Here is a 24,409-nt window from a genome sequence, read left to right as displayed (position 1 = left end):
TCTGGGATAATCGGTCCCATGAGCGGCAACACCATCGGTACCTTATTCGCAGTCACCAACTTCGGTGAATCCCACGGCCCGGCCATTGGCTGCGTGATCGACGGCTGCCCGCCCGGCATGCCGCTCGCCGAGGCGGACATCCAGGCCGACCTGGACCGCCGCCGCCCCGGCACCAGCCGCCACGTGACCCAGCGCAACGAGCCCGATGCGGTGGAGATCCTCTCGGGCGTGTACGAAGGCAAGACCACCGGCACCCCCATCGCGCTCTTGATCCGCAACACCGACCAGCGCAGCAAGGACTACAGCGCCATCTCCGAGAGCTTTCGCCCGGGCCATGCCGACTACACCTACTGGCACAAGTACGGCATCCGCGACCCGCGCGGTGGCGGCCGCTCCTCGGCGCGGCTGACGGCACCCACCGTGGCTGCGGGCGCCGTGGCCAAGAAATGGCTGGCCGAGCAGTACGGCACGCAGTTCCGCGCCTGCATGACGCAACTGGGCGAGCTGCCCATTGCCTTCGAGAGCTGGGACCATGTGCGCGCAAACCCCTTCTTCGCCCCCGTGGCCGACGTGCAGCAGTACGAGGACTACATGGACGCGCTGCGCAAGGCCGGTGATTCGTGCGGCGCGCGCATCCGCATCTCGGCCAGCGGCGTGCCCGTGGGCCTGGGCGAGCCGCTGTACGACAAGCTCGACGCCGACATCGCCCACGCCATGATGGGCCTGAACGCCGTCAAGGGCGTGGAGATCGGCGCCGGCTTCGAGAGCGTGGCCCACCGCGGCACCATGCACGGCGACTCCATGACGCCCCAGGGCTTTCGCACCAACCACGCCGGCGGCGTGCTCGGCGGCATCAGCACCGGGCAGGACCTGGAGGTGTCGATCGCGATCAAGCCGACCAGCTCCATCATCAGCCCGCGCGAGTCCATCGATATCCACGGCCAGCCTACCGAGGTGATCACCAAGGGCCGCCATGACCCCTGCGTGGGCATCCGAGCCGCGCCCATCGCCGAGGCGCTGCTGGCGCTGGTGGTGATGGAGCATGCCTTGCGCAACCGCGCCCAGTGTGCGGACGTGGTGCGAGAGGTGGCACCCATCCAGGCGTCCTTCCTTTGAGCGCGGCCGCAGCGCGGGGCGCTGCACGCCAGTGGCCGCTGGCATGGGCCGCTTCTGCCTTGGCAACGGCCGCCCTGCTGGCAGGCTGCGCGTCCCCACCCGCGCCCCCCACCCACATCGACATCGGCCTGATCGCCTTCAACGACCTGCACGGCCATCTGGAGCCGCCGCGCATGGCACTGAACGTGGCCGCACCCGACGGCAGCGGCCAGGCGCGCGTGCCTGCCGGCGGTGCGGCCTACATGGCCAGCGCCATCGCGCATCTGAAGACTCTCCACAAACACCATGCGGTGGTGGCGGCCGGTGACATGGTGGGTGCATCGCCCCTGGTGTCGGCACTGTTCCTCGACGAGCCGACCATCGAGGCCGTCAACCGCATGGGCATCGATTTCAACGCCGTGGGCAACCACGAGTTCGACAAGGGCTGGCGCGAGCTGCTGCGCCTGAAGAACGGCGGCTGCGAAAAGCACACCGTGCGCGAGCCCTGCCAGCTCAATCCGACCTTCCCGGGCACCAACTTCGGCCTGCTGGCGGCCAACACCTCGCACGACGACGGCCGCCCGCTGCTGCCGCCCACCGGCATCAAGCGCTTCACCGAAGGCGGCGTCACGGTCAGCGTAGGCTTCATCGGCCTGACCCTGCGCGGCACGCCTGCCATGGTGGCGCCCGCCGGCGTGGCCGGCCTGCGCTTTGCGGACGAGGCCGACACCGTCAACGCCCTGGTCCCCGGACTGCGCGCCCAGGGCGCCGACGTGATCGTGGTCATGGTGCATGAGGGCGGCGAGACCGAGGCGGCGCTGGGCGAGACCAGCTGCAAGGGCCTGAGCGGCGACATCGTGCCCATCCTGGAGCGGCTCGACCCTGCGGTGGACGTGGTGGTCTCGGGCCACACGCACCGCTCCTACCTGTGCGACTACGGCAGCGTGAACCCGGCCCACCCGCTGCTGCTGACCAGTGCGGGCCAGTACGGCACGCACATCACCGACATCCGCCTGCGCGTGGACACCGCCACCCGCCGCGTGGTGCGCAAGAGCGCGCGCCAGGTCATCGTGCAGGGCGAGGGCTTCACCAGCGGGCCCACCACCTTCGCCGTGGACCCGCGCTTCCCCGTCTTCGCACGCGATGAGGGCGTGCATGCCATCGTGGAGCGCTACCGCGCCGCCGCCGAACCCCAGGCCCAGCGCCCCGCAGGCCGTCTCACGGGCCCCGTCTCGCGCGAGCCCGCTGCGTCGCTCGAAACCTCCATGGGCAACCTGATCGCCGACGCCCAGTTGCTCGCGGCCCAGGGCCCGGGCCTGAATGCCCAGATCTCCTTCATGAACCCCGGCGGCGTGCGCGGCGCCCTGGTGCCCGGGCCCGACGGCCAAGTGCGCTATGGCCAGATGTTCACGGCCCAGCCGTTCGGCAACAGCCTGATGGTGCAGTCATTCACGGGTGCGCAGGTCAAAGCCATCCTGGAGCAGCAGTTCGCCAGCGGCACCAACACCGCGCAGAGCCCGCGGGTGCTGTCGGTTTCCAAGGGCTTCACCTACCGGTATGACCTGCGGCTGCCTGCGGGGCAGCGGGTGAGCGGGGTGTTGCTCAATGGGCAGCCGCTGCGCTCCGATGCTGTGTACCGGGTGGTGGTGAGCAGTTTTCTGGCTACGGGTGGGGACAACTTCACTGTCTTCACGCAGGGCGTGGATGGGTTGGGGGCGGGGCAGGATCTGGATGCTTTGGAGTCTTACTTTTCGGCTGCTGGGGGGGCTGTCGTTCCCCCGGCTACGGATCGGATTGTTCGGGTGGATTTGCCTTGATCCTTCAGGGTTCGTTTCTGGCTTCTTGCCTTTGTTGAGGGCGGAGGCCGGGATGTGCGCCCGGCGGCGCACCTACCTTCTTTTGCGTCGTCAAAAGAAGGTAGGCCAAGAAAAGACGACCCCGCTGCCCGTGTCCCCCATCGCCCTGTCGGGCGCTGGGGGCAGCCTGCGATGCTCGGTCCTGGGGTGACGCCGAAGAACTCCCTGCGCTGCCTCTGCGAGGCAGCTCCGGTCAAACAGCTTCGGCGAGTCAGATGACGAGGCGCGTGTCCTTCGGCACGCGCTCACCCCAGGCCCTGCGCTTCTCGGCACGGTCAGAAGGGGGTGGGAGCGGGCTCCACACGGGCCATTGCTTCGCTCGGCCCGGTGTGCCTTCGCTGCGCTTGGCCTGGGCCGAGTGATCGCGCCCAGCCCGTCGGCAGCGCACAGCGCGAACCGACCCGAGGCGCAGCTGCGAAGCAGCAGCCGTCCGTGACCCCGCTCCCACCCCTTCTGGCTGCGCCGAGAAGCGCAGGAGCTGGGGTGGGCGTGTGTGCCGAAGGACACACACGCTTCGTCATCTGGCTTGCCGATGCTGTTTGAGCGGAGTTCACCCGCAGGGGGAACGCAGCGAGTTCATCGGCACCACCCCAGATCCGAGCATCGCAGGTTGCCCGCAGCGAAGCGAAGGGACGCAGACAGCGGGGCGCTATTTCTTTGCCTACTTTCTTTTTGCGCAAAAAGAAAGTAGGTGCGCCGCCGGGCGCACATCCCGGCCTCCGCCCTTCAACAAAGCAGGCCCCATCAGAGCGAAGCGACAACCCCAATCACGCAATCAGAACTCGTAAGTAGCCGAAAGCCAAAGACGCCGTCCATCCTGGCTGTTCGTATAAAGATTCCGATAGTTCGTCACCGCAGGCGACCCCGGCACCGTATACGCCGTGTACTCTACAAAATCCTTGTTGAACAGGTTGTACACAGCCGCATTGATCGTGAACTGCGGCGTCACCTTGTAGCTGCCCCCCCACATGGAACTGCGTGTACGCCTTGAAGTCCCCCAACGCTGCCTTCGCAGCCCGAGTGTCCGCAGTCGTGCCCGGATCCCGGAAACGCTCGCTGCGGAACTCCGCGCGCAGCCACACATTCCACTGCCGCGAAGGCTCCCAGTTCAGCCGCGCATTCAAGGCATGCTCGGGCGTATCCATCAGCGGCTTGCCCAGGTTGGGCCCGCTTTTTTGCTCGCTCTTCGTGTAGGTGTAGTTGGCAGTTGCCGACCAGGCCTTGGCGATCGGAATGCGGGTGCTCAGTTCGAGCCCGCGCGTCACGGCCTCGTCCACATTGATGGACTGGCCAAACGCATCCACGCGCGGCCAATTGCCGAAGCTCACGCAGCCGGGGCGGCTGGGCGCCACGCTGTAGCTGCAGTTGAGCAGGCCGGGGCCACTGGTGATCTTGTCCTTGAAGTCGTTGTTGAACAGCATGGCGCTGGCCGCAAAGCCACCGGGGCTGTCGAAGTACACGCCCAGCTCGGTACTGCGGCTGGTCTCGGGTTTCAGGCCCGGGCTGCCCACCAGGGGAATCGTGCCCTGGCCGCCAAAGCCGTTGATGCCCGGCGCCAGTTGCTCCACGCGCGGCGTCTTGTAGCCGTTGCTTACACCGCCCTTCACGGTCCACTGCGGCGCGGCGTTCCACACGCCGTACACGCGCGGGCTGACCTTGCCGCCGAAGATGCTGTGGTTGTCGTAGCGCGCGCCCAGCGTGAGCTTGAAGTTCTGCAGCACGCTCCACTCATCCTCGGCGAACACGGCCTTCTGCGTGAAGGCAAACGTGCCGGGGGCCACGCCATCCTTCATCTCGGCGTCCCACCACTGGCCGCCCACGGTGGTCAAATGATTGCTGCCCCAGGGCAGCATGAGCTTGGTGTCCAGCACCTTGCTCTCTACCTCCAGCGAACGCGCCGTGCCCTGCACCGCACCGGGCGTGCCGGGCGGGATGGTGCGGCCGATGGTCCCGGTGCGGTTGACCATGTAGCTCGTGTCCCAGGTGCCAAAACCGTAGCGGCCGGTGTGGGCCAGCGTGACCTGGTCGCGGTGGTACTTCTGCTCGGGAGCGTAGCCGCCCTGCACACCGAGCGTGCCCAGTTGACCGCGTGAGTTGTCGTAGGTCTGGCGGCCCGTGTCCAGGTCGAGCACAAGGTCGTGGTACTTGTTGGGCGTGAGCGCCAGGCGCGCGCCCAGGGTGTTGACCTCGGACTTGACGGGGTTGGCACCCATGATGGGCACCACCTCGCTGCCCGCCTGCGTGGTGTAGCGGATGTCCGACGCGCCGCGGCGGAAGGTACTGCCACGCACGGTCAGGCCCAGCATGTCCTGCTGGATCGGACCACTCAGGTAGAAGTTGCCCGAACGCGTGTCGCCAAAATCGGCCTCTTCCTGCAGCGCGTAGTCCGCCGTGACCGAGCCCGCCCAGGTCTTGCCGACCTTGCGCGTGATGATGTTGACCACGCCGCCCATGGCGTCCGAGCCGTACAGCGTGGACATGGGCCCGCGGATGACCTCGATGCGCTCGATGGCCGACAGCGGCGGCATGAAGCTGGTCTGCGTGCCGCCGAAGTCGTTGGGCGTGACGTTGCCGGCCGCGTTCTGGCGGCGCCCGTCGATCAGGATCAGCGTGTAGTCGCTGGGCATGCCGCGGATGCTGATGTTGAGGCCACCCGACTTGTCGGTGGCCGTGCCGATGTCCACCCCCTCCACGTCCTCGAGCGCCTGCGCCAGGCTGTTGAAGCGGTTCTGCTCCAGTTGCTTGCGCGTGATCACGGTGATGGAAGCGGGCGCCTCCTTGATGTCCTGCTCGAAGCCCGACGCGGAGACGACCACCTCGCGCAACTGCGCCGTGGCGGGCTCCTGGGCCAGGGCGGAGCCCCCCGCGCACACGGCGGCGACCAGCAGAGAAAGGGACGAAAGGCGCAGCGGACAGGCACCGGCAGGCAGGCGGATGGGCATGTGAAAAACACTCCAGGAACAACGATGGAAACGGCGGAAACGGTCCGTGCCACGCGCTCTGAAATGTTTTGTTCTGCGGCTCAACGACGGTCGGTGATGGCGGCAGGCGCCATCTGTAACGCGACTGTATCAATTAATAACGGAAATCGTTTTCATTACCATTCGTGTTCTGTGGATTCAGTACACATCGCGCCGGTAGCGCCCGCTGCGCACCAGCTCGGCCATGGGCGCAGGTCCCAACAAACCCGTGAGGGCCATGTCCACCCCCTGCGCCATGCCCTGCAGGCTGCCGCACACGTAGATGGCCGCGCCCTGCTCCTCGACCCAGGCACGCACGGTGGCGGCCTGCGCCTGCAGCAGGTCCTGCACATAGACTTTGTGGGCCGGGTCGTCGCGCGAGAAAGCCAGGTCCAGCCGCGTGAGCACACCAGCCGCCTGCCAGGCGGTGAGCTCGTCGCGAAAGAGGAAATCGTGCGCAGCGTTGCGCTCGCCGAACAGCAGCCAGTTGGGCCCGGCCCCTGTCTGCGCCCGGGCCCGCAGGTGGCTGCGCAGGCCGGCGATGCCCGTGCCATTGCCCACCAGGATCAGCGGGCGCGCGGCGTTGTCTTCGAGCCGGAAATTGCGGTGTGCGCGCAGGCGCATGGGCACCGCAGCGCCCACCTGCGCACCCGCAGTGAGCCAGTGCGATGCCAGGCCCGGCGTACCATCCTCGCGTGTGGCCTGGCGCACCACCAGGTGCACGCGGCCATCGCTGGCGAGCGAAGCGATCGAATACTCGCGCGGGTGCTTCATGTCGCCGGGCACGCACAGCTGCACCAGGTCGCCCGACTCCCAAACAGCCGCCGCGCCAGCGGGTGGCGCCAGCTCCACGAGGTGCACGGGAGCCCCCTCGCTGCCGGGGTTCAGGTGGCTGCGCGCAGCCAGGGCCCACTGCTCGAAGGCGGGTACCTCCCACGCGGGCAGCTCGCTCAGGCTCGATACCTGCGCCAGTTGGTGCTGCCAGGCCGTGAGGGCCGCCGGCGTGCCGTTGTCCATCTCCACGCGCTCGAACAGCGGCACCGCACCGCACGCCCGCAGCCATGCGTCGAGCTGGCGGCCAAAGCCGCAGAAGTGGGCGTACTGGCGGTCGCCCAGGGCCAACAGGCCGTACTGCAGTTGCGACAGGTCTGGCGCACCGTCATCGCTGGCCCCCATGCACCCCTGCTGGAAGGCTGCGGCATTGTCGGGCGCATCGCCCTCTCCGTAGGTGCTGGCCAGGAACAGCGCGCGCCGGCTGCGTGCAAGCAAAGCCGCGTCGAGCTTGTCGAGCGCACACAGGTGCACGGGCTCACCGGCCGTGTGCAAGAGGCGCGCCGTCTCGCGCGCCAGTTCCTCGGCCTGGCCAGTCTGGCTGGCGTACACCACCAGCAGCGGCTGCACACCTTCGCGCGCCGATGCAAGTGCCAGGGCCTGTGCGGCCTGCGCCCGTTGCCTGCGCCGCTCGCGCAGCCAGATGGCGGCGCACAGGGCCGTGTAGAGCAGCACCAGGGCGGCGGCAGCGGCCAGCCGCACAGCGGGATCAGAAAAGTTCATTGAAATTCGGGAAAGCGCTCGCGCCATGCCGGGGTCGCAGTCCACTGAGCCCCCTGGTGCGAGCGTTCGCACAGCAGCGCGGCCACGCCCTGCCCTGTGGCAAAGGCCAGGCCCTCGACGGACCCCAGCACGGTGAGCACCGTGGCCAGGGCATCGGCATGCATGCACTCGGCGTGCAGCACGGTCACGCTGGCCAGGGCGTGTGCCACCGGCTCTCCGGTGCGTGGGTCGATGGTGTGCGAATACCGGCGGCCCCCGTGCTCAAAGGCATGCCAGTGGTCGCCCGACGTGGCAACCGCCATGTCCTGGAGCGGCAGCGCCCGGGCCGTGCCTGCTGCCTCGGCCGCCACGGCCACGCGCCAGGGCTGGCCGCCGGGGCGCGTGCCGCTCGCGCGCAGCTCACCGCCCACCTCCACCAGGAAATCCGTCCAGCCCTGCGCACGCAAGCTGTCCACCACCAGGTCCACCGAATAGCCCTTGGCAATACCCGACAGGTCCAATTGCAGGCCGCCCGGCTGCAGCGCCTGCAAGCCCGCGTCGCGCAGCGCCAGGCCCGCGCGGTGCGGACGCAGGGCCTGCTGCTCCTGCACCGAGGGCATCCTGGCGGGCGCCACATGGTCAGCCTGCGCATCGGGCCGTGGGCCAAAGCCCCAGCGGTCCACCAGCGCCCCCACGCCCACGTCGAAGGCGCCGCCACTGGCCAGCGCCCAGTGCTGCGCGGCCTGCAGCACGGTGAAGAACGCGGGCGACAGCGCATGCCAGCTGCCCGCCGGCGCGCGGTTGAAGCGCGAGACCTCCGACTCGGGCTCCCAGTTGCTCATCTGCCGCACGACCAGGGCCAGGGCTTCTTCGATGGCTGCGCGCACCGGCGCGAGCGGTGTGAACTGCGGATTGCACAGGCGCACGGACCAGGTGGTGCCCATGGCCTCGCCGACCAGGGTCTGCAAGACAGCAGGGTCGGCAGCGCGCACGGGTGCATGCGGGGCGGCATGGCCAGCCCCGCCGAACGATGCCAGGGCAGGAAGAGGCGCCGCAGCAACGGCTGTGCGCCCGAACCCCTGCCCGTACTGCACCTGGATATTCATGCGCGCAGAAACCTCAGCGGCAAAAGGTCAAGGCAAAACTTCGAGCGTGCCCACGTACGACAGGCGGCGTTCCTTGGCCTGGGGCAGCGAGGTCTTCTCGTCCTTGGCATCGGCATCCACCCAGTACATGCCGGCGGCGGGCCAGGTCACGCTGAACTCGCCCTTGGCATCGGTGGTGGCCTTGATCTCGCCGATCTTGTCGCGGTAGCGCGTGGCACCCGCCACCAGCACCACGTCGAGGTTGGCGGCGGGCTTGCCGTCCACGTGGAAGGCAAACGTGGCCTTCTCGCCCTTCACGAGGTCGTTGGGGTGCGTCACGGGCACCAGCTCCAGGCCCTGGCCCGTGGGCTTGATGGCGCTGGGCTTGCCCACCGTCACGAAGGTCTCGATGCGGCCTGCGGACTGCGTGACCTTCAGGTCCTGCGCGTCGGCAGGCACTTCGGCCGCGAACTTCTCGGCCGTGCCGCGCCAGCGCTTGGGCTGGCCGGCCTTGTCCTTGTAGCTGGCGTTCAGGCCGCTGCTGACCACGGCCAGGTGGTAGGTGCCGGTCTGTGTGAGGTTCAGGTCGAACACGCTGCGCAGCTTGCCGCGGTGCGCGTTCTCGGGCTTGGCGGCCGAGCCATCGGGTGCCACCACCACGAGGTTGTCCAGGCCCAGCGGGAAGTGGTTGAAGAAGAACAGGTCGTTGGAGACGGCGGCATCCACGGTGATCCACTCGGCCTTGGAGAGCACGGTGGTCGATGGCAGCAGCCACACGTTGTGGGCCTGGGCCGAGAAGGCACCGCACAGCAGGGCGATGCAGGCGGCGATACGGGTCTTGAGTTGCATGGAAAGTCTCCGGGTATTCGTCAAAGGGTTCAGGGCTTGAGGTCGAGGGTGACCTCGCCCAGCTCGCTGCTGCCCTTGGCACTGAGCTGCTGGGCCTTGGCGGCAGGCCAGGTGAAGGGAATCGTCACCAGCTCGCGGCCACCGACCTCGCGCGAGGCCTCGACCACCAGCTTGTAGCTGCCGGCGGGCAGCGTGGCCAGTTGCCTGGTGCCTTCATTGAAAGCCACCTGGTGCCTGCCCACGGGGCGCGTGGGGCTGGTCACGCCGTCGATGGGCACGGTGAGCTCACGGCCCGCGCGGCGCCACCACTGGCGCAGGTCCTTGAGCCATTTGGCGCCCTCGTCGTTCTTCATCTTCACGTCGTACCAGACGGCCAGGGTCGATGCCACCGAGTTGTCGGCACGCTCGACCCACATCGCCACGTAGGGGCGGTGGTACTCGGCCACGTCCAGGCGCGGGATCTCCACGCCCACGCCCAGGCCAGCGGCAAAGGCCGGGGCGCCCAGGCATGCGCCCAGCGCGATGCTGTAGCGCAGGTGCAAATGCTTTGTCACAGGCATTCTTGTCTTCTTTCGGTTCAGTGGATAAACAGGAGCGCCAGCACCACCGGGATCACCAGCCCCATGCCCACCATGGGCCAGGTGAAGGGGCGGTTGCCCGCATGCATCTTCAGGATGAACAGTCCGGTGACGGTGAACACCAGGCAGGCGGCGGCGAAGATGTCGATGAACCAGCTCCAGGCGGCCCCCGTGTTGCGGCCCTTGTGCAGGTCGTTGAGGTAGGAGATCCAGCCGCGGTCGGTGCGCTCGTACTCGGCCTCGCCGTCGGCCAGGCTCACACGCAACCAGGCATCGCCGCCGGGGCGCGGCAGCGAGACATAGATTTCGTCGGCCGACCACTCGGCCTCGCGGTCCGCCGTGTCCAGCGACCACTGCGCGCGCGCCCAGTCCTGCAGCGCAGCGGGCAGCGGCCCCCGGTCCTTGGGCGGTGGCGGTGCGGCCTTGACGGTGGCCAGCAGCGCACCGGGCACGGTGGCCTGCTGGCTCACCACCCGGGGCTTGACCTCGATCTGCCCGGCATGGTTGAGCGTGAAACCCGTGACGGCAAACAGCAGCATGCCGATCAGGCACATGGCCGAGCTGACCCAATGCCATTCGTGCAGCGTCTTGAGCCAGTAGGAACGGCGCCGGTTGTCCTGTGGTTTGGTCATTCCTGGAGGGGTGCGCGCAACACGCCGAAGGCGTCGCGCGGGGATGGGAAACCAGGATTCTAGTTGAAGAGAATGAAAACCATTTGCATTTGAACCATCTTTACCTCGGGAAGCGGCCGGGACACGGCACCACCCTGCCCCGCCAGCGCTTGCCCTCCAGGGCGACGCCGCGAAGCGACTGCGCAAGGTGGCTTCATTTCAATCCATGCTCACGTTCGCGTTCTTCACCACCTGCGCCATGCGCGCCAGTTCGCTGCGCATGAAGGCGGTGGATGTTTCGGGCGCTGTGAGCCGGATCTCATAGCCCTGGGCGATCAGCGCGTCGCGCGCCTCGGGCATGGCCAGCGCGTTCTTGAAACCGCTGTGCAGACGCACCAGTTCCGCCTTGGGGATGCCCGCAGGCGCCACGGCAGCGATCCAGCCGTCGAGCTCGTAGCGCGGCAGCCCCTGCTCGGCAATGGTCGGCACGTCGGGCAGCGTGGGCACGCGCGTGGCGGTGCTCACGCCCAGCGCCCGCAGCGCGCCGGCCTTGATGTGCGCAGCGGCCGGCGCCACCGCGACCACACCGAGCTGCACCTGCCCGCCCAGGATGTCGTTCATGAGCGGGCCCATGCCCTTGTAAGGGATGTGCTTGATGTCGAGCTGCGCCTGGTCCACGAACATCGCCGCACCCAGGTGCAGGATGGTGCCGTTGCCCGATGAGCCATAGTTGAGCACGCCCGGCTTGGCCTTGGCCAGGGCGATCAGTTCCTTGACGTTCTTCGCCGGCACCGAGGGGTGGACCACCAGCACGAAGGGCGTGGCGCCGATGATGGTGATGGGCGTGATGTCCTCGATGGAGTCGAACGGGATGTTCTTGTACACACTGGGGTTGACCACGTGGTTGTTGGAGACCACGCCGATCACCGAGCCATCCTTGGGTGCCCGCACCAGTTGCGTGGTGCCGGTGATGCCCCCCGCACCGGGCAGGTTCTCGATCACCACGGGCTGGCCCAGCGCCTTGGACAGGCTGCTGCTGATGGCGCGGATGGCGCCATCCGCGCCCGAGCCAGCCGACAGCGGCAGGATGATGCGCAAGGGCTTGTCGCCCAGCTGGGCCAGCGCCAGGCCCGGTGCCGCGAGCGCAGCAGCGCCCAGGGCCAGGGCGCATCGGCGGGTGGTCGAAGAAAGTGCGTGCATGCTTTGTCTCCTGGGGGGTGAACCGCCGGGCAGCGCGCAGACGGCTGCTGCGCTCATGCCGCCAGGCAGGGGGGGGTGAAATCAGGCCACGGCGGCGGCCGCCTGCAATGCCTGCACCTGGTCGGCGGTGTAGCCCAGGCCGGCGAGCAGTTCGGCCGTGTGCTGGCCCAGCTTCGGTGGGTCCGTGCGCACCGCCATGCGCTGGCCGTCCATGCGCAGCGGCAGCAGCGTCACGCGCGCCGTGCTGCCGGCACGCTCGCCGTCGGGCAGCGTGATGTCGGCCAGGCCGCCGGTGGCGTTCAGGTGCGGGTCGTCGAACAGCTGCTCGGGACGCATGATGGGCGCGAACGGCAGGCCGTGGCGCTCGAAGATGGCCGACAGCTCCTCGGCCGTGTGCAGCGCCAGGCGCCGGCGCAGATCGGGCAGCAGGGTGCCGCGGGCGCGCACGCGGTCATTGTTCAGGGCCAGCGCCGGGTCGGCCTTGAGGTCGGTATAGCCCATGGCATTGCAGAACGTGGCCCACTGCGCATCGCTCACGGCAGCCAGGAAGATCTGCCCGCCGTCCTTCACGCTGAACACGTCGTACACCGCCCAGGAGGAGATGCGCTCGGGCATGGGCGCGGCGGGCTGGCCCGTCACGGCGTACTGCATCATGTGCTGGCCGACCAGGAAGACATTGTTCTCGAACAGGGCCGAATCGACCTCCTGCCCGCGCCCGGTGGCCGCGCGCTGCATCAGCGCCGCCATGGCACCGATGGCGCCGAACATGCCGCCCATGATGTCGTTGACGCTGGTGCCCGCGCGCAGCGGGTCGCCGGGGCGCCCCGTCATGTAGGCCAGGCCGCCCATCATCTGCACCACCTCGTCGAGCGCGGTGCGGTGCTCGTACGGGCCGGGCAGAAAGCCCGTGTGGTTCACATAGACCAGGCGCTCGTTCAGGCGCGACAGCGCGGCATAGTCCAGGCCGTACTTGGCCATCACCCCGGGCTTGAAGTTCTGCGCCACCACGTCGGCCGACGAAGCCAGGCGGATCGCCACCTCCAGGCCTTCGGGCGTGCGCAGGTCCAGCGCAATGCTCTTCTTGTTGCGGTTGAACATGGGGAAGAAGCCGGCCCCCGCGCCCAGCAGGTGGCGCGTGCGGTCGCCATCCACCGGCTCGACCTTGATGACCTCGGCGCCCAGGTCGGCCAGCACCATGCCGCAGGTGGGGCCCATGACCATGTGGGTGAATTCCACCACGCGCAGGCCGGCCAGGGGCAGCGCGGGGGCAGGGACAGAAGAAGGGTTCAAAGGAGCATTCATGGGTCGTGACGATAAATGGTTCAGGCCACCGCCAGTGCCGCAGCGGCTGCATGGGTACGTGGCAGCCCCGCCTGCCACAGCGTGCCGTGCAAGGTCTCACCGGCCAGCCAGCCCTGCACGCGCTGGCGCAGGGCCAGCAGCGCGGGCACATCCAGGCAGGTGGCGACCCCCATGCGTTCGAGCATGAAGGCCAGGTCCTCGGTGGTCACATTGCCACTGGCGCCGGGCGCATGCGGGCAGCCGCCAATGCCGGCCAGGCAGGCATCGAAGCGCGTGATGCCGGTCTGCCATGCGGCGTAGGCGTTGGCCAGGCCCATGCCACGCGTGTCGTGGAAGTGCGCGCAGGCCAGACGCTCGCCCACCAGGGCGCGGGCCTTCTCGAACAGGCGCTGCACGCCGGCCGGGTCGGCATAGCCCACGGTGTCGGCCAGGCTCACGCGGTCGGCACCGGCGTCCAGCAGGGCCTGCATCAGGCGCAGCACCTCGCTCTGGGCCACCTCGCCCTGCAGCGTGCACCCGAAGGCCGTGCCCACACCGCCCTCGATCAGCGTGCGGCTGCCCGAGGCGTCGCGTGCCGCGCGGATGCGCGCCACCTCGGCCACCACCTCGTCGGGTGTCTTGCGCAGATTGGCCAGGCTGTGGGCATGGCTGGCCGACAGGGGCACCACCATCAGGTGGGCGCCGCATTCGATGGCGCGCTCGGCGCCCTTGAGGTTGGGCACCAGCACCGAGGCAGTGAGGCCGGGCAGCGTGAGCGCATGCGCCAGCACCTCGGCCGTGTCGGCCAGTTGGGGCAGGAGGCGTGCGGGCACGAAGGAGCCGACCTCGATCTCGCGCTGGCCAGCGGCATGGGCCGCATCAAGCCACTCGATCTTGTGCGCGGTGGAGACGATGGTGGCAATGCTCTGCAGGCCATCGCGCAGGCCGACCTCGCGGATGACGGCGGTCGCGGGCACAGGGTTCATGGTGTTGTGAGCGGTGTTCATGGCGTGGAGGTATTCTAAAAATTCCACCACGACATATGAACTCAATTTTGGAACTCCTAAAATTCCGAACCGGAATATCTGGAGAAGCACCACCATGCGCCCGCTCGACCTGCAAACCCTCAAACTCTTCGTCGCCGTCTGCGAGCACCGCAACATTGCGCGCGCGGCCGAGCAGGAGTCCATCGTCGGCTCGGCTGTGAGCAAGCGGCTGGCGCAACTGGAAGACACCGTGGGCACAGCACTGCTGGTGCGCAAGCGCCATGGCATGGTGCCCACACTGGCGGGCGAAACCCTGCTGGAGCACGCACGCGCCATGCTCGTCAGCGTGGGCCAGATCGAGCGCGACATGGCCGCCTTTGCCACCGGCATCCGGGGCCATGTGCGGGTGCTGGCGACGGCCTCGGTGCTGGCCGAATCGCTGGCCGAAGACGTGGCGGCCTTTTTGCAGGATCCCGCCCACCGCGACATCCAGATCAGCATGGAGGAACGCGTGAGCCCCGACGTGGTGCGCGGCATCCGCGAGGGCAGCGCCTCCATCGGCATCTGCTGGGATGCGGCCGACCTCACGGGCCTGGCCACCTGCAGCTACCGCCACGACCACCTGGCCATCGTGGCCCATGCCAGCCACCCGGTGGCGCAGCAGACGAGCGTGCGCTTTGCCGACGTGCTGGACCACGAGTTCGTGAGCATGCCCGCCCTGAGCGCCGTGCAACTGCTGCTGACCCGGGCCGCCGCCGTGGAGGGCAAGGCCATGGCGCACCGCGTGCAGGTCTCCAACTTCGACGCCGCCCTGCGCGTGGTGCGCGCCAACCTGGCCATCAGCGTGGTGCCGCGCGAGGTGGCCGCGTCCTTTGCCCAGACCGCGCCGATGCGCATCATCGACCTGTCAGACCCCTGGGCCGACCGCCGCTTTGCCATCTGCTGGCGCAGCCCGCAGGCACTGACCCCGGCGGCCCGCCTGCTGGTGGACCACCTGGCAGCGCGCGGCTGAGCCGCGCAGCCTTGCGAGCGCCGTTCAGGCCGCTGCCGGCCGGCGCGCGACGAGGGAGTACATCAGCGGCATGCGCGCCATGCCGGCGGGCATGCCCCAGCGCCGCCCGCCCAGGTCCTGCATGTCCCCGAAGGCGCGCCAGCCATTCATGTACGGGTACTCCTCGAGCGCCTCGACCTGCAGGCCCGCGGCCAGTAGCGCCGTCACCACACGGCCGACGCCCCAGGCGAACTCGTGGCTGGGGTGGGGGTTGGCGAAAACCTCGGGCGTTGCCGCCTCCTGCCCTTCGCGCGCCGTCTGGGTCTCGCCCACATAGTCGCCCACCCCGGCCTCGTGCACCGGTGCCTCGTTGAAGTAGTCGTAGCGGGCCTGCCACTGTGGATCGAACACCAGCGCGGCGGGGTGGAATTCCACGAAGACGAAGCGCCCGCCCGGTCGCAGCGCCGCCCTGATGCCGCGTGCCCAGCGCGCCAGGTCCGACAGCCAGCAGATGGTGCCGTAGGAGCTGAACACGGTGTCGAACAGCCCACCCGGCCCTGCCGAGGCCGCCAGCCCGTCGAAGTAGTCGTACACATCCGAGCGCACGAACTCGGCGGCAATGCCGCTGGCATCGGACAGCGCCCGGGCGAAGGCAATCGCCTCGTCCGAGATGTCCACACCAGTGACCCGGGCGCCCAGGCGGGCGATGCCCAGGCTGTCCTGCCCGGCATTGCACTGCAGGTGCAGCACGGCCTGGCCGTGCAGGTCGCCGAGCAGCGCGGTTTCCTCCGCAAACAGCGGCGATCCGCCATTCCGGAAAAAGACGGCCTGGTCGCCCTTGTGGCGGTTGTGGGCACGCGTGGCGGCGTTCCAGGACAGCCGGTTGGCCTCGTGCAAGTGCTTGTGTTCCATGGATTCCTCGCAGGGCAACGCAGCCCGATGCCCGGGATGCTACCGGCTCTTGCACGCCGTGGCAGTGCCGCAACACTTCGCAAAAAAGACCCCCTGTTAATGGGGTTGGCGCATGTCAGCGCTGCGTTCAGAGCTATTAAACTTGTAGCAAAATCGTTTCCAAGCTATATTGGCGGCGTCTTGCGGGCAGTGTCCGGCGGGCCGCCACTGTTTTCCATACACACCGCGCGAGGAGAAGCTTGTATGAGCTCCAAGGAAAATTTCGCCATCAACCAGCTGTTCGAGCGGCTGGAATGCCGCTATGCGCTGCGTGTGCTGTGGGCCCTGCGTGACGGACACCCCCAGACCTTTCGGCTGCTGCAGGACAGCGTGGGCGGCATCACCCCCAACACGCTCAACACCCGCATCAAGGAACTGCGCGAGGCCGGCCTGGTCGACCACGGCAGCGACGGCTACACCGTCACCCCCTCGGGCACCGACCTGCTCAAGCGCCTGAGCGACGTGCAGGCCTTCGCCACGCGCTGGGTGGCCAGCCGCGTGAAGAAGCCAGCCGCGTAAAATCAGGCCGTTCGCCAGGGCCAGCGCCCTCCACCAACACCCTTCAACCGGCGTTTTTCCGTTGCAATACCACGGCATACCGCTACCAACTCCATAGCAAACAAGGATTTTCATGGCGTTCACCACCACCGCATCCGGCCTGCAGTACGAAGACACCACCGTAGGCGAAGGCGCAGAAGCCACCAAGGGCCAGAACGTATCGGTGCACTACACCGGCTGGCTCTACAACAACGGCGAACAAGGCGCCAAGTTCGACTCCAGCCGTGACCGCAACGACCCCTTCGAGTTCTCGCTGGGTGCCGGCATGGTCATCAAGGGCTGGGACGAAGGTGTGCAGGGCATGAAGATCGGCGGCCAGCGCACGCTGATCATCCCTGCCGCCCTGGGCTATGGCGCACGCGGCGCTGGCGGCGTGATCCCGCCGAACGCCACGCTCAAGTTCGACGTGGAACTGCTCAAGGTCGGCCGCTGAGGCAAGCGCTTTCGGGCACCACCTGAACGACCAAGCGGCCTGCGGGCCGCTTTTTCATGGCCGGCTGTCACGGCCCTCAGTCAAAAAGGGCCTTGTCGAAGCGCGCAAACTTCGCATCCCCCACCGCCTCGCGGATCTTGGGGGCCAGCGCGGCCAGGTCGGAGAAGCTGCCCGCGCCCTCCACCGCCAGGTTCAGGCGAAAGCCACGCAAGCCCAGGCCGGCGGTGAGTTCGGTGGCAATCGGATAGGCATCCGTGTAGCGCTGCTGGTCCGAGCGGCCACTGCCCTGCACGGCCTCCATGGCCACGGTGGCTTCGTACGAGGTACTTGAGGCCGACGACACGGCATTGGCAGTTGCCACCGCCTGTCCCGTGCCCTTGGCGGCGGCTGCAGCCACGGCAGCGCCTGCGCCGCTGCCGGACTGCGGCTCCAGCAGGCCCAGGGCGATCATGGCCTGCACGTCGTCCTGCGTGATGCCCATGGCCGCCGTGGCCGCCAGCACCTCGCCCGTGGAGCGTTTGCCATCGAACAGGATGAAGGCGGAGCGCTGCCGCGATGTCAAACCACCCTGGCGGTCCTTGAGTGCGTCCTGCCCCGCCTGCGTTTTGACCAAAACCATGACCCTCCCCCGTATTCTTTGATATTGCCCATCGCAGACTGCGCACAGCCCATTCACCACCTCCCGTGGAAGCCGGTTTACAGAGTGTCACGATTAGGGCGCCTTGAAAAGTCGGGTTTTTCCATGCCCCTGCGACCTGTGCCGATTGGGACCGGCCCCAAAGCGCTTCTGGCGCCGTTGCTGCGTCTTGTCGTGCTGCCGGGCTGCCTGACCAGAACCGCTTCGCCGGGCGCAGTGCGGCGCTACATCTCCACGCGCACGCGCGGCAACTCAGGCGCAGGCCGCGTGATGCGACTGACCACCAGCGCCACCAGCAAGCCCGTCGGCACGCCGAACACCCCGGCCGAGATGGGCTGGATGCCGAACCACAGCCCATCGGCCAGCAGCCAGGCCGGCAGCAGCGCCTTCACGGCGCCTACATGCGAGAGCATGTAGTACACCGCCACGCCCAGGCCCGAGAGCATGCCCGCCACCGCCCCCTGGCGCGTGGTGCCGCGCCAGAAGATACCGAGCACCATCACCGGCACGAAGGCCGAGGCCGCCAGCGAGAACGAGGCCGACACCATAGGCAAGATCTCGGCCGGCTTGAGCGCCGCGACGAAGGCCGCCGACAGCGCCACCGCCAGCAGCGCAAACTTGGTGAGGATCACGCGCTGCTCGGGCGAGGCCTCGCGGTCCGACCCCTGGAAGTACAGGTCGCGCACCAGCGCATTGCTGATGGTGAGCAGCAGCCCATCCGCCGTGGACAGCGCCGCCGCCAGCCCGCCCGCCGCCACCAGGCCCGAGACCACGTAGGGCAGACCGCCGAGTTCGGGCGTGGCCAGCATGATCAGGTCGGCCCCCAGGCGGATCTCGCCGAACTGCACGATGCCGTCGCCATTGACGTCCTCAATGGACAGCAGCGAGGCATCCACCCGCGCCCATTGGGCCATCCAGTTGGGCAGCGCCTCGAAGCTGCTGCCCACCAGGTTGTGCATGACCTCGAACTTGACCAGCACCGCGAGCGCCGGCGCACTCAGGTACAGCAGGGCGATGAAGAACAGGGACCAGCCCACCGAGGCCCGCGCACCCGACACGGTGGGCGAGGTGTAGTAGCGCGTGAGCAGGTGCGGCAGCCCGGCCGTGCCCACCATCAGGCAGAACATCAACGCCATGAAGTTGCGCCGGCTCAGGTCGAACTCGCGCTGTTCCTCGGGCGTGCCATCGGGGTCGCCCGCAAAGGCCTGGCTGTGCAGCGGCAGGCCCCCGAGCGGGCGCGTGCGCTCGATGTTCTCCTGCATCTCGCGCGTCCAGCGCTCGCGCGCAGCGGCAGGGTCGCGCGGCAGCGCCGCCAGGTCGCGGCTGGCCAGCACGATCAGGCCGACGTCGGCGTTCTGCGCGCGCAGCGTGCGGATGCGCTCGCGCCCCTTCTCGCGTTCGCGCTCCAGGGCCCCCTCCACGTCCTTCAGGCGCTCTTCGAACTCCTGCGCACGCTGGCGGTAGACCTGCACCACCTGCTGCTCGGCGGGCGAGTCGAGCAACTGCGCCTCCAGGTCGGCGATCTTGGTGATCTGCGCACCGTACACCAGGGGCGCCAGCGGGCTGCCCAGTTGCTTGTAGGCCAGCCAGGACACGGGGATCAGAAAGGCCAGCAGCAGCACCACGTACTGCGCCACCTGGGTCCAGGTGATAGCGCGCATGCCGCCCAGAAAGGAACACAGCAGCACCCCGCCCAGGCCGAGCATGATGCCGATCTCGAACTGCACGCCCGTGAGGCGCGAGGCGATCAGCCCCACGCCGTAGATCTGCGCCACCACATAGGTGAAGGAGCACAGCACGGCCGCCAGCGCCGCGATCACACGGGGCCAGCGCCCGCCAAAACGCACGTGGAAGAAATCGGGCACGGTGTACAGGCCCATGGCCCGAAGGTGCGGTGCGATCAGCATCGCCACCAGGCAAAAGCCCCCCGTCCAGCCCAGCAGGTAGGCCAGGCCGCCGGGCTGGCCGGGCGTGCCCGCAAACCCCTGCAGGTACAGCGCCCCCGAGAGGCTGATGAACGAGGCCGCGCTCATCCAGTCGGCCGCAGCCGCCATGCCGTTGTACATGGGCGGAATGCGCCTGCCGGCGACGTAATACTCCTCGGGGTCCGAAGTGCGGCCATAGACGCCGATGCCGGCATACACCATGACGGTGAGGAACAGAAAGATCGGCCCGATCCAGTGGCGCGACAGCCCCTGGTGCTCGGCCCAGGTCATGAGGGCCAGGAAGCCGAACACCCCGGTGATGTACAGCACCAGAATGCGGTGCAGGCGCCAGGAATAGGCTTTCTCCACCGCACCCGTGCCGGCCCCGGGCGCATGGCCGGAGGGCGCTCCTGCTGGGCCCTGCTTGCGCACGGCGTCAGTCCCTGTCCACAGCAGGCTTGCCTTCCGCTGGCGGGGCGGCTTCCAGCGCCAGGCGGCGCCGTTCGTCCTGCCGCTCGAAGCGGTTCATGGCCCAGGCATACACCACCACGATGGCAATGAACACCAGCACCGCGCCCTGCGCCTCGATCCAGTAGCCCAGCGGCCAGCCGCCCGGAATGAGGAACTGCAGGTCACGCGCGAAATAGGTGGCCACGAAGGACACCAGCACCCAGATGCTCAGCAACCCGGCCTTGAGCCACAGGTGGCGCACGTCGTGCAGGTCGGGCGGAAAAGGGCCTGCAAGCTCGGGCTCGGCAGACTGGGTGGGGGCACGGGGCGGCAAGGGCATCGCGGATCAGCCAGGGCGTTGCATGGATTCCCGTGCCCGTGCCCGCAAGATCTCAGCCCGCAGCCAGTTGCTGCCAGGTGGCCATCACGCTGTCGGGGTTCAGCGAGATGGAGGAGATGCCCTCGGCCGCCAGCCACTGCGCGAAGTCAGGGTGGTCGCTGGGGCCCTGGCCACAGATGCCGATGTACTTGCCCTGGGCCAGGCAGGCCTTGATGGCCTGGTGGATCAGCGCCTGCACAGCGGGGTCGCGTTCATCGAAATCGTGGGCCAGCAGTTCCAGGCCCGAGTCGCGGTCCAGGCCCAGGGTAAGCTGGGTCAGGTCGTTGGAGCCGATGGAGAAGCCGTCGAAGAACTCCAGGAAGCGCTCGGCCAGGATGGCATTGCTCGGCACCTCGCACATCATGATGACCTTGAGGTCGTCCTTGCCGCGCTGCAGGCCGTGCTGGGCCAGCAGCTGCGTCACGCGCTCGGCCTGGCCCAGGGTGCGCACGAAGGGCACCATCACCTGCACGTTGGTCAGGCCCATCTCGTTGCGCACGCGCTTGAGCGCCTCGCACTCCATCGCAAAGGCCTCGCCGAAGTCAGCGCTCAAGTAGCGCGCCGCACCGCGAAAGCCCAGCATCGGGTTTTCTTCCTCGGGCTCGTAGCGGCTGCCGCCGATGAGCTTGCGGTACTCATTGCTCTTGAAGTCCGACAGGCGCACGATCACCGGCTTGGGGTAGAAGGCTGCGGCGATGGTGGCCACGCCTTCGGCGACCTTGTCCACGTAGAAGGCGCGCGGGCTCGCATGGCCGCGGGCCACGGATTCCACTGCCTTTTTCAGGTCGGCGTCGATCTGCGGGTAGTCCAGGATCGCCTTGGGGTGCACGCCGATGTTGTTGTTGATGATGAACTCCAGGCGCGCCAGGCCCACGCCTTCGTTGGGCAGCTGGCAGAAGTCGAAGGCCAGCTGGGGGTTGCCGACGTTCATCATGATCTTGGTTTGGATGCTGGGCATCTCGCCGCGCTGCACCTCGGTGACCTCGGTTTCGAGCAGGCCATCGTAGATGTGGCCGGTGTCGCCTTCGGCGCAGCTCACCGTGACCAGCGTGCCGTCCTTGAGCAGCTCGGTTGCGTCACCACAGCCCACCACGGCCGGGATGCCCAGTTCGCGCGCGATGATGGCCGCGTGGCAGGTGCGGCCGCCGCGGTTGGTGACGATGGCGCTGGCGCGCTTCATCACCGGTTCCCAGTTGGGGTCGGTCATGTCGGTCACCAGCACGTCGCCGGGCTGCACCTTGTCCATCTCGGCAATGTTGTGCACCAGGCGCACGGGGCCGGTGCCGATCTTCTGGCCGATGGCACGGCCCTCGGCCAGCACGGTGCCCTGGCCCTTGAGCTTGTAGCGCATCTCGGCCTGGCCCTTGGACTGGCTCTTCACGGTCTCGGGACGCGCCTGCAGGATGTAGAGCAGGCCGTCGGTGCCGTCCTTGCCCCATTCGATGTCCATCGGGCGGCCATAGTGCTGCTCGATCACCAGCGCATAGTGCGCCAGCTGCTGCACGTCGGCGTCGGTCAGCGAGTAGCGGTTGCGCTGCTCGGTGGGCACGTCGGTGGTCTTGACCAGCTTGCCCGACGCGGCCTTTTCCTCGGCCGTGGAGAACACCATCTGCACCAGCTTGCTGCCCAGGTTGCGGCGGATCACGGCCTTCTTGCCAGCCTGGAGCATGGGCTTGTGCACATAGAACTCGTCGGGGTTCACGGCGCCCTGCACCACGGTCTCGCCCAGGCCGTAGCTGCTGGTGATGAAGACGACTTCTTCGAAGCCCGATTCGGTATCGATGGTGAACATCACGCCCGCAGCACCCAGGTCGGAGCGCACCATGCGCTGCACGCCGGCCGACAGGGCCACCACGTCGTGGGCAAAGCCCTTGTGCACGCGGTAGGAGATGGCGCGGTCGTTGTACAGGGAGGCGAACACCTCCTTCATCTTGTGCAGCACGTCGTCGATGCCCACCACGTTCAGGAAGGTCTCCTGCTGCCCGGCGAACGATGCGTCTGGCAGATCCTCGGCCGTGGCGGACGAGCGCACGGCGAAGCTGGCCTGCGGGTTGCCGGCGGACAGGGTGGCAAAGGCTTCGCCAATGGCTTTTTGCAGATCGGCCGGGAAGGGCTGGGCCTCGACCATGGCGCGGATCTCCGCGCCCACGCGGGCCAGAGCGCGCACGTCTTCGGTATCGAGGCTCGCGAGCTTGGCGCTGATCTTGTCGGCCAGGCCATCGTGGGCCAGGAATTCGCGGAAGGCGTGGGCCGTGGTGGCAAAGCCGGTGGGCACGCGCACACCCTCGGGCAGTTGGGAGATCATTTCGCCGAGGGAGGCGTTTTTACCGCCCACCGACTCGACATCGGTCATTCTCAGGTTTTCAAACGGTACGACCAGGGCGGTCGGGCTGAAAAGTGCAGACATGGGAAAGCTCCAGAAGTTGAAACCGGGTCGTCTGCGCGCCCGCTCCCACAAGGGAGCACCGTGGGGCGAGCTGCCATGCACTGGCGGTGGCTTTGTCGTTGTGGTTGTAGGCCGACGAAGTGCATGGTTGAGAAATTTGGATAATTGACACAATTGTAGGCCGGCCGGCCCAGCCACGGGCAGGAACCTGTTTACGATGCCTGTAGTCCCGGGTATTACAACGGCCAAGGCCCCCACATTCCCCTTCCCGCCCATCCAAAGGCGCCTGCACGGCCATCACCGGCCGGTGGACAGGCCCCAGCACCGAAAGGCCCTGCCCCATGCACACGCGCACCGTATTCTTCGTCTCGGACGGCACCGGCATCACGGCAGAAACCTTCGGCAATGCCATCCTGGCCCAGTTCGAGATGAAACCGCGCCATGTGCGCCTGCCCTTCATCGACAGCGTGGACAAGGCGCACCAGACGGTGCGCCAGATCAACCACACGGCCGAGATCGAGGGCAAGAAGCCCATCGTCTTCACCACGCTGGTCAACATGGAGGTGCTGCGCGTCATCCAGGAGGGCTGCCGTGGCATGCTGCTGGACATGTTCGGCACCTTCGTGCACCCGCTGGAAGAGGAGCTCGGCATCAAGTCCCACCACCGCGTGGGCCGCTTCAGTGACGTGAGCCGCAGCAAGGAGTACACCGACCGCATCGAGGCCATCAATTTCAGCCTGGCGCACGACGACGGCCAGAGCAACCGCGACCTGGCCGGCGCCGATGTGATCCTGGTGGGCGTGAGCCGCAGCGGCAAGACCCCCACCAGCCTGTACCTGGCCATGCAGTACGGCATGAAGGCGGCCAACTACCCGCTGATCCCCGAGGATTTCGAGCGCCGCCAGTTGCCGCCCGCGCTGGAGCCGCACCGCAAGAAGATCTTCGGCCTGACCATCCAGCCCGAGCGCCTGTCCGAGATCCGCAACGAGCGCCGGCCCAACTCCAAGTACGCCGACCTGGTCAACTGCCGCCACGAGGTGGCCGAGGCCGAGGCCATGATGCGCCGCGCCGGCATCCGCTGGCTGTCCACCACCACCAAGTCGATCGAAGAGATCGCCACCACCATCCTGCAGGAAATCCGCCCGGAACGGCTGGTGTACTGAGCCTCCAACAAAAAGCCCCGGCCATGGGCTGGCAGGGGCTTCGCGTGAACAGGGGTCTCCCCCGGTTGGCGCCTTACTTCAGCGCAAAACGCACATTCGCCGGCTTCTTGCCTGGCAGGGTCACCAGCGCCACCACCTTGGTGCCCGCCGCGACCTTGAACGTGCCCTTGGCTTCGAGCCTGCCCTCGCCTACCGGCACCAGCACGGCCTCGGACTTTTCGGTGCCGTTGAGCAGCGTGAGCTTGGCGCCCACGCCCTGGGAACTGGCCGGTTTGCCGTGGTCGCGCAGGTGCAGGGTGATCACGTCGGGCCGTGCCACCAGTTCGTAGTCCATGTCGTGCGTGCCGGCCACGATGCCGCCGTGCTGCGGCTTGTGGTCGTCGCCATGGGTGTGGTCTCCGGCAGCGAATGCTGCGCCAGAGAGGGCCAGGGCCAGCGTGGCCAGGAGGTACTTGGTTTTCATGGGTGTCCTTTCAAACGGTTGACGGAAACAGGGGAAAAG

The 24,409-nt window shown here is 67.8% G+C and carries 20 protein-coding genes and 1 pseudogene; 6 read left to right on the top strand and 15 right to left on the bottom strand.

Going from position 1 to position 24,409, the window contains the following annotated elements:
- The first annotated feature begins 18 nt into the window (after nucleotides 1-18).
- Together aroC and U5N23_RS26050 are read left to right on the top strand one after the other, a co-directional pair.
- Entirely contained in the window at nucleotides 19-1,116 is a 1,098-nt protein-coding gene (aroC, locus tag U5N23_RS26055) for a chorismate synthase (RefSeq protein ID WP_322595618.1), read from the top strand.
- Between the two features lie 59 nt (nucleotides 1,117-1,175).
- On the top strand, nucleotides 1,176-2,912 hold the full coding sequence (locus tag U5N23_RS26050) for a bifunctional metallophosphatase/5'-nucleotidase (RefSeq protein WP_322595617.1): 1,737 nt from the start codon (nucleotides 1,176-1,178) through the stop codon (nucleotides 2,910-2,912).
- Between the two features lie 814 nt (nucleotides 2,913-3,726).
- Here U5N23_RS26050 and U5N23_RS26045 read toward each other — a convergent pair.
- From U5N23_RS26045 to U5N23_RS26005, 9 genes and pseudogenes are all read right to left on the bottom strand, one after another.
- Nucleotides 3,727-5,893: pseudogene (locus U5N23_RS26045) on the bottom strand (TonB-dependent receptor domain-containing protein).
- 177 nt (nucleotides 5,894-6,070) lie between these two features.
- Nucleotides 6,071-7,465 carry a sulfite reductase subunit alpha gene (locus tag U5N23_RS26040; protein WP_322595616.1) on the bottom strand — a complete coding sequence of 465 codons (1,395 nt, stop codon included), beginning with the start codon at nucleotides 7,463-7,465 and terminating at the stop codon, nucleotides 6,071-6,073.
- Entirely contained in the window at nucleotides 7,462-8,550 is a 1,089-nt protein-coding gene (locus tag U5N23_RS26035; protein WP_322595615.1) for an FAD:protein FMN transferase, read from the bottom strand. Before U5N23_RS26035 ends, U5N23_RS26040 begins: the two co-directional genes overlap by 4 nt.
- 27 nt (nucleotides 8,551-8,577) lie before the next feature.
- Complete coding sequence (locus U5N23_RS26030; protein WP_322595614.1) at nucleotides 8,578-9,378, bottom strand: DUF4198 domain-containing protein; 801 nt, start codon at nucleotides 9,376-9,378, stop codon at nucleotides 8,578-8,580.
- 29 nt (nucleotides 9,379-9,407) lie between these two features.
- A complete protein-coding gene (locus U5N23_RS26025; RefSeq protein WP_322595613.1) occupies nucleotides 9,408-9,938 on the bottom strand; it encodes a DUF2271 domain-containing protein in 531 nt (176 codons plus the stop codon).
- 17 nt (nucleotides 9,939-9,955) lie between these two features.
- On the bottom strand, nucleotides 9,956-10,588 hold the full coding sequence (locus U5N23_RS26020) for a PepSY-associated TM helix domain-containing protein (protein ID WP_322595612.1): 633 nt from the start codon (nucleotides 10,586-10,588) through the stop codon (nucleotides 9,956-9,958).
- A 198-nt stretch (nucleotides 10,589-10,786) separates the two neighbouring features.
- On the bottom strand, nucleotides 10,787-11,767 hold the full coding sequence (locus U5N23_RS26015; RefSeq protein WP_322595611.1) for a tripartite tricarboxylate transporter substrate binding protein: 981 nt from the start codon (nucleotides 11,765-11,767) through the stop codon (nucleotides 10,787-10,789).
- Between the two features lie 81 nt (nucleotides 11,768-11,848).
- A complete protein-coding gene (locus tag U5N23_RS26010; protein ID WP_322595610.1) occupies nucleotides 11,849-13,069 on the bottom strand; it encodes a CoA transferase in 1,221 nt (406 codons plus the stop codon).
- 20 nt (nucleotides 13,070-13,089) lie between these two features.
- Nucleotides 13,090-14,034 carry a hydroxymethylglutaryl-CoA lyase gene (locus U5N23_RS26005; protein ID WP_416208670.1) on the bottom strand — a complete coding sequence of 315 codons (945 nt, stop codon included), beginning with the start codon at nucleotides 14,032-14,034 and terminating at the stop codon, nucleotides 13,090-13,092.
- Between the two features lie 115 nt (nucleotides 14,035-14,149).
- Between U5N23_RS26005 and U5N23_RS26000 the strand changes: the two genes are divergently transcribed.
- Nucleotides 14,150-15,046, top strand: coding sequence for a LysR family transcriptional regulator (locus U5N23_RS26000; protein ID WP_322595608.1), 897 nt, complete (start codon nucleotides 14,150-14,152; stop codon nucleotides 15,044-15,046).
- Between the two features lie 24 nt (nucleotides 15,047-15,070).
- Here the strand turns inward: U5N23_RS26000 and U5N23_RS25995 are convergent, their stop codons facing one another.
- Nucleotides 15,071-15,937: a methyltransferase domain-containing protein gene (locus U5N23_RS25995; RefSeq protein ID WP_322595607.1), complete on the bottom strand. Its 867-nt coding sequence runs from the start codon at nucleotides 15,935-15,937 to the stop codon at nucleotides 15,071-15,073.
- Nucleotides 15,938-16,180: 243 nt separating this feature from the next.
- Between U5N23_RS25995 and U5N23_RS25990 the strand changes: the two genes are divergently transcribed.
- Complete coding sequence (locus tag U5N23_RS25990) at nucleotides 16,181-16,495, top strand: winged helix-turn-helix transcriptional regulator (RefSeq protein WP_007857697.1); 315 nt, start codon at nucleotides 16,181-16,183, stop codon at nucleotides 16,493-16,495.
- Between the two features lie 112 nt (nucleotides 16,496-16,607).
- Nucleotides 16,608-16,967 (top strand): FKBP-type peptidyl-prolyl cis-trans isomerase, encoded by a 360-nt coding sequence (locus U5N23_RS25985; RefSeq protein ID WP_057202373.1) that lies wholly within the window; start codon nucleotides 16,608-16,610, stop codon nucleotides 16,965-16,967.
- Between the two features lie 76 nt (nucleotides 16,968-17,043).
- On the opposite strand, the gene U5N23_RS25980 is transcribed toward U5N23_RS25985, so the two are convergent.
- The 4 genes from U5N23_RS25980 to ppsA form a co-directional block, all read right to left on the bottom strand.
- A complete protein-coding gene (locus U5N23_RS25980; protein ID WP_322595606.1) occupies nucleotides 17,044-17,586 on the bottom strand; it encodes a hypothetical protein in 543 nt (180 codons plus the stop codon).
- Between the two features lie 242 nt (nucleotides 17,587-17,828).
- Nucleotides 17,829-19,898: a VC_2705 family sodium/solute symporter gene (locus U5N23_RS25975; RefSeq protein ID WP_322595662.1), complete on the bottom strand. Its 2,070-nt coding sequence runs from the start codon at nucleotides 19,896-19,898 to the stop codon at nucleotides 17,829-17,831.
- Between the two features lie 67 nt (nucleotides 19,899-19,965).
- Nucleotides 19,966-20,319 carry a DUF4212 domain-containing protein gene (locus U5N23_RS25970; RefSeq protein WP_322595605.1) on the bottom strand — a complete coding sequence of 118 codons (354 nt, stop codon included), beginning with the start codon at nucleotides 20,317-20,319 and terminating at the stop codon, nucleotides 19,966-19,968.
- Between the two features lie 52 nt (nucleotides 20,320-20,371).
- Nucleotides 20,372-22,765 carry a phosphoenolpyruvate synthase gene (ppsA, locus tag U5N23_RS25965; RefSeq protein ID WP_322595604.1) on the bottom strand — a complete coding sequence of 798 codons (2,394 nt, stop codon included), beginning with the start codon at nucleotides 22,763-22,765 and terminating at the stop codon, nucleotides 20,372-20,374.
- Nucleotides 22,766-23,085: 320 nt separating this feature from the next.
- On the opposite strand from ppsA, the gene U5N23_RS25960 reads away from it, so the two are divergent.
- Nucleotides 23,086-23,907, top strand: a complete 822-nt coding sequence (locus tag U5N23_RS25960) for a pyruvate, water dikinase regulatory protein (protein WP_322595603.1) — start codon at nucleotides 23,086-23,088, stop codon at nucleotides 23,905-23,907.
- Between the two features lie 73 nt (nucleotides 23,908-23,980).
- On the opposite strand, the gene U5N23_RS25955 is transcribed toward U5N23_RS25960, so the two are convergent.
- Entirely contained in the window at nucleotides 23,981-24,370 is a 390-nt protein-coding gene (locus U5N23_RS25955; RefSeq protein ID WP_322595602.1) for a hypothetical protein, read from the bottom strand.
- Nucleotides 24,371-24,409 lie beyond the last annotated feature (39 nt).

This window comes from Acidovorax sp. (genome assembly GCF_034519795.1).
Lineage (GTDB): Bacteria > Pseudomonadota > Gammaproteobacteria > Burkholderiales > Burkholderiaceae_C > Acidovorax.
This window is presented reverse-complemented; position numbering and strand designations above follow the sequence as displayed.

Coding starts and splice junctions, on each gene's coding strand:
- ppsA (WP_322595604.1), bottom strand. CDS start 22,765: ATGTCTGCACTTTTCAGCCCGACCGCCCTGGTCGTACCGTTTGAAAAC.
- U5N23_RS26005 (WP_416208670.1), bottom strand. CDS start 14,034: ATGAACCCTGTGCCCGCGACCGCCGTCATCCGCGAGGTCGGCCTGCGC.
- U5N23_RS25985 (WP_057202373.1), top strand. CDS start 16,608: ATGGCGTTCACCACCACCGCATCCGGCCTGCAGTACGAAGACACCACC.
- U5N23_RS26015 (WP_322595611.1), bottom strand. CDS start 11,767: ATGCACGCACTTTCTTCGACCACCCGCCGATGCGCCCTGGCCCTGGGC.
- U5N23_RS26025 (WP_322595613.1), bottom strand. CDS start 9,938: ATGCCTGTGACAAAGCATTTGCACCTGCGCTACAGCATCGCGCTGGGC.
- U5N23_RS25990 (WP_007857697.1), top strand. CDS start 16,181: ATGAGCTCCAAGGAAAATTTCGCCATCAACCAGCTGTTCGAGCGGCTG.
- U5N23_RS26020 (WP_322595612.1), bottom strand. CDS start 10,588: ATGACCAAACCACAGGACAACCGGCGCCGTTCCTACTGGCTCAAGACG.
- U5N23_RS25960 (WP_322595603.1), top strand. CDS start 23,086: ATGCACACGCGCACCGTATTCTTCGTCTCGGACGGCACCGGCATCACG.
- U5N23_RS25980 (WP_322595606.1), bottom strand. CDS start 17,586: ATGGTTTTGGTCAAAACGCAGGCGGGGCAGGACGCACTCAAGGACCGC.
- U5N23_RS25970 (WP_322595605.1), bottom strand. CDS start 20,319: ATGCCCTTGCCGCCCCGTGCCCCCACCCAGTCTGCCGAGCCCGAGCTT.
- U5N23_RS25955 (WP_322595602.1), bottom strand. CDS start 24,370: ATGAAAACCAAGTACCTCCTGGCCACGCTGGCCCTGGCCCTCTCTGGC.
- U5N23_RS25995 (WP_322595607.1), bottom strand. CDS start 15,937: ATGGAACACAAGCACTTGCACGAGGCCAACCGGCTGTCCTGGAACGCC.
- U5N23_RS26030 (WP_322595614.1), bottom strand. CDS start 9,378: ATGCAACTCAAGACCCGTATCGCCGCCTGCATCGCCCTGCTGTGCGGT.
- U5N23_RS26000 (WP_322595608.1), top strand. CDS start 14,150: ATGCGCCCGCTCGACCTGCAAACCCTCAAACTCTTCGTCGCCGTCTGC.
- U5N23_RS26035 (WP_322595615.1), bottom strand. CDS start 8,550: ATGAATATCCAGGTGCAGTACGGGCAGGGGTTCGGGCGCACAGCCGTT.
- U5N23_RS26040 (WP_322595616.1), bottom strand. CDS start 7,465: ATGAACTTTTCTGATCCCGCTGTGCGGCTGGCCGCTGCCGCCGCCCTG.
- U5N23_RS26010 (WP_322595610.1), bottom strand. CDS start 13,069: ATGAATGCTCCTTTGAACCCTTCTTCTGTCCCTGCCCCCGCGCTGCCC.
- aroC (WP_322595618.1), top strand. CDS start 19: ATGAGCGGCAACACCATCGGTACCTTATTCGCAGTCACCAACTTCGGT.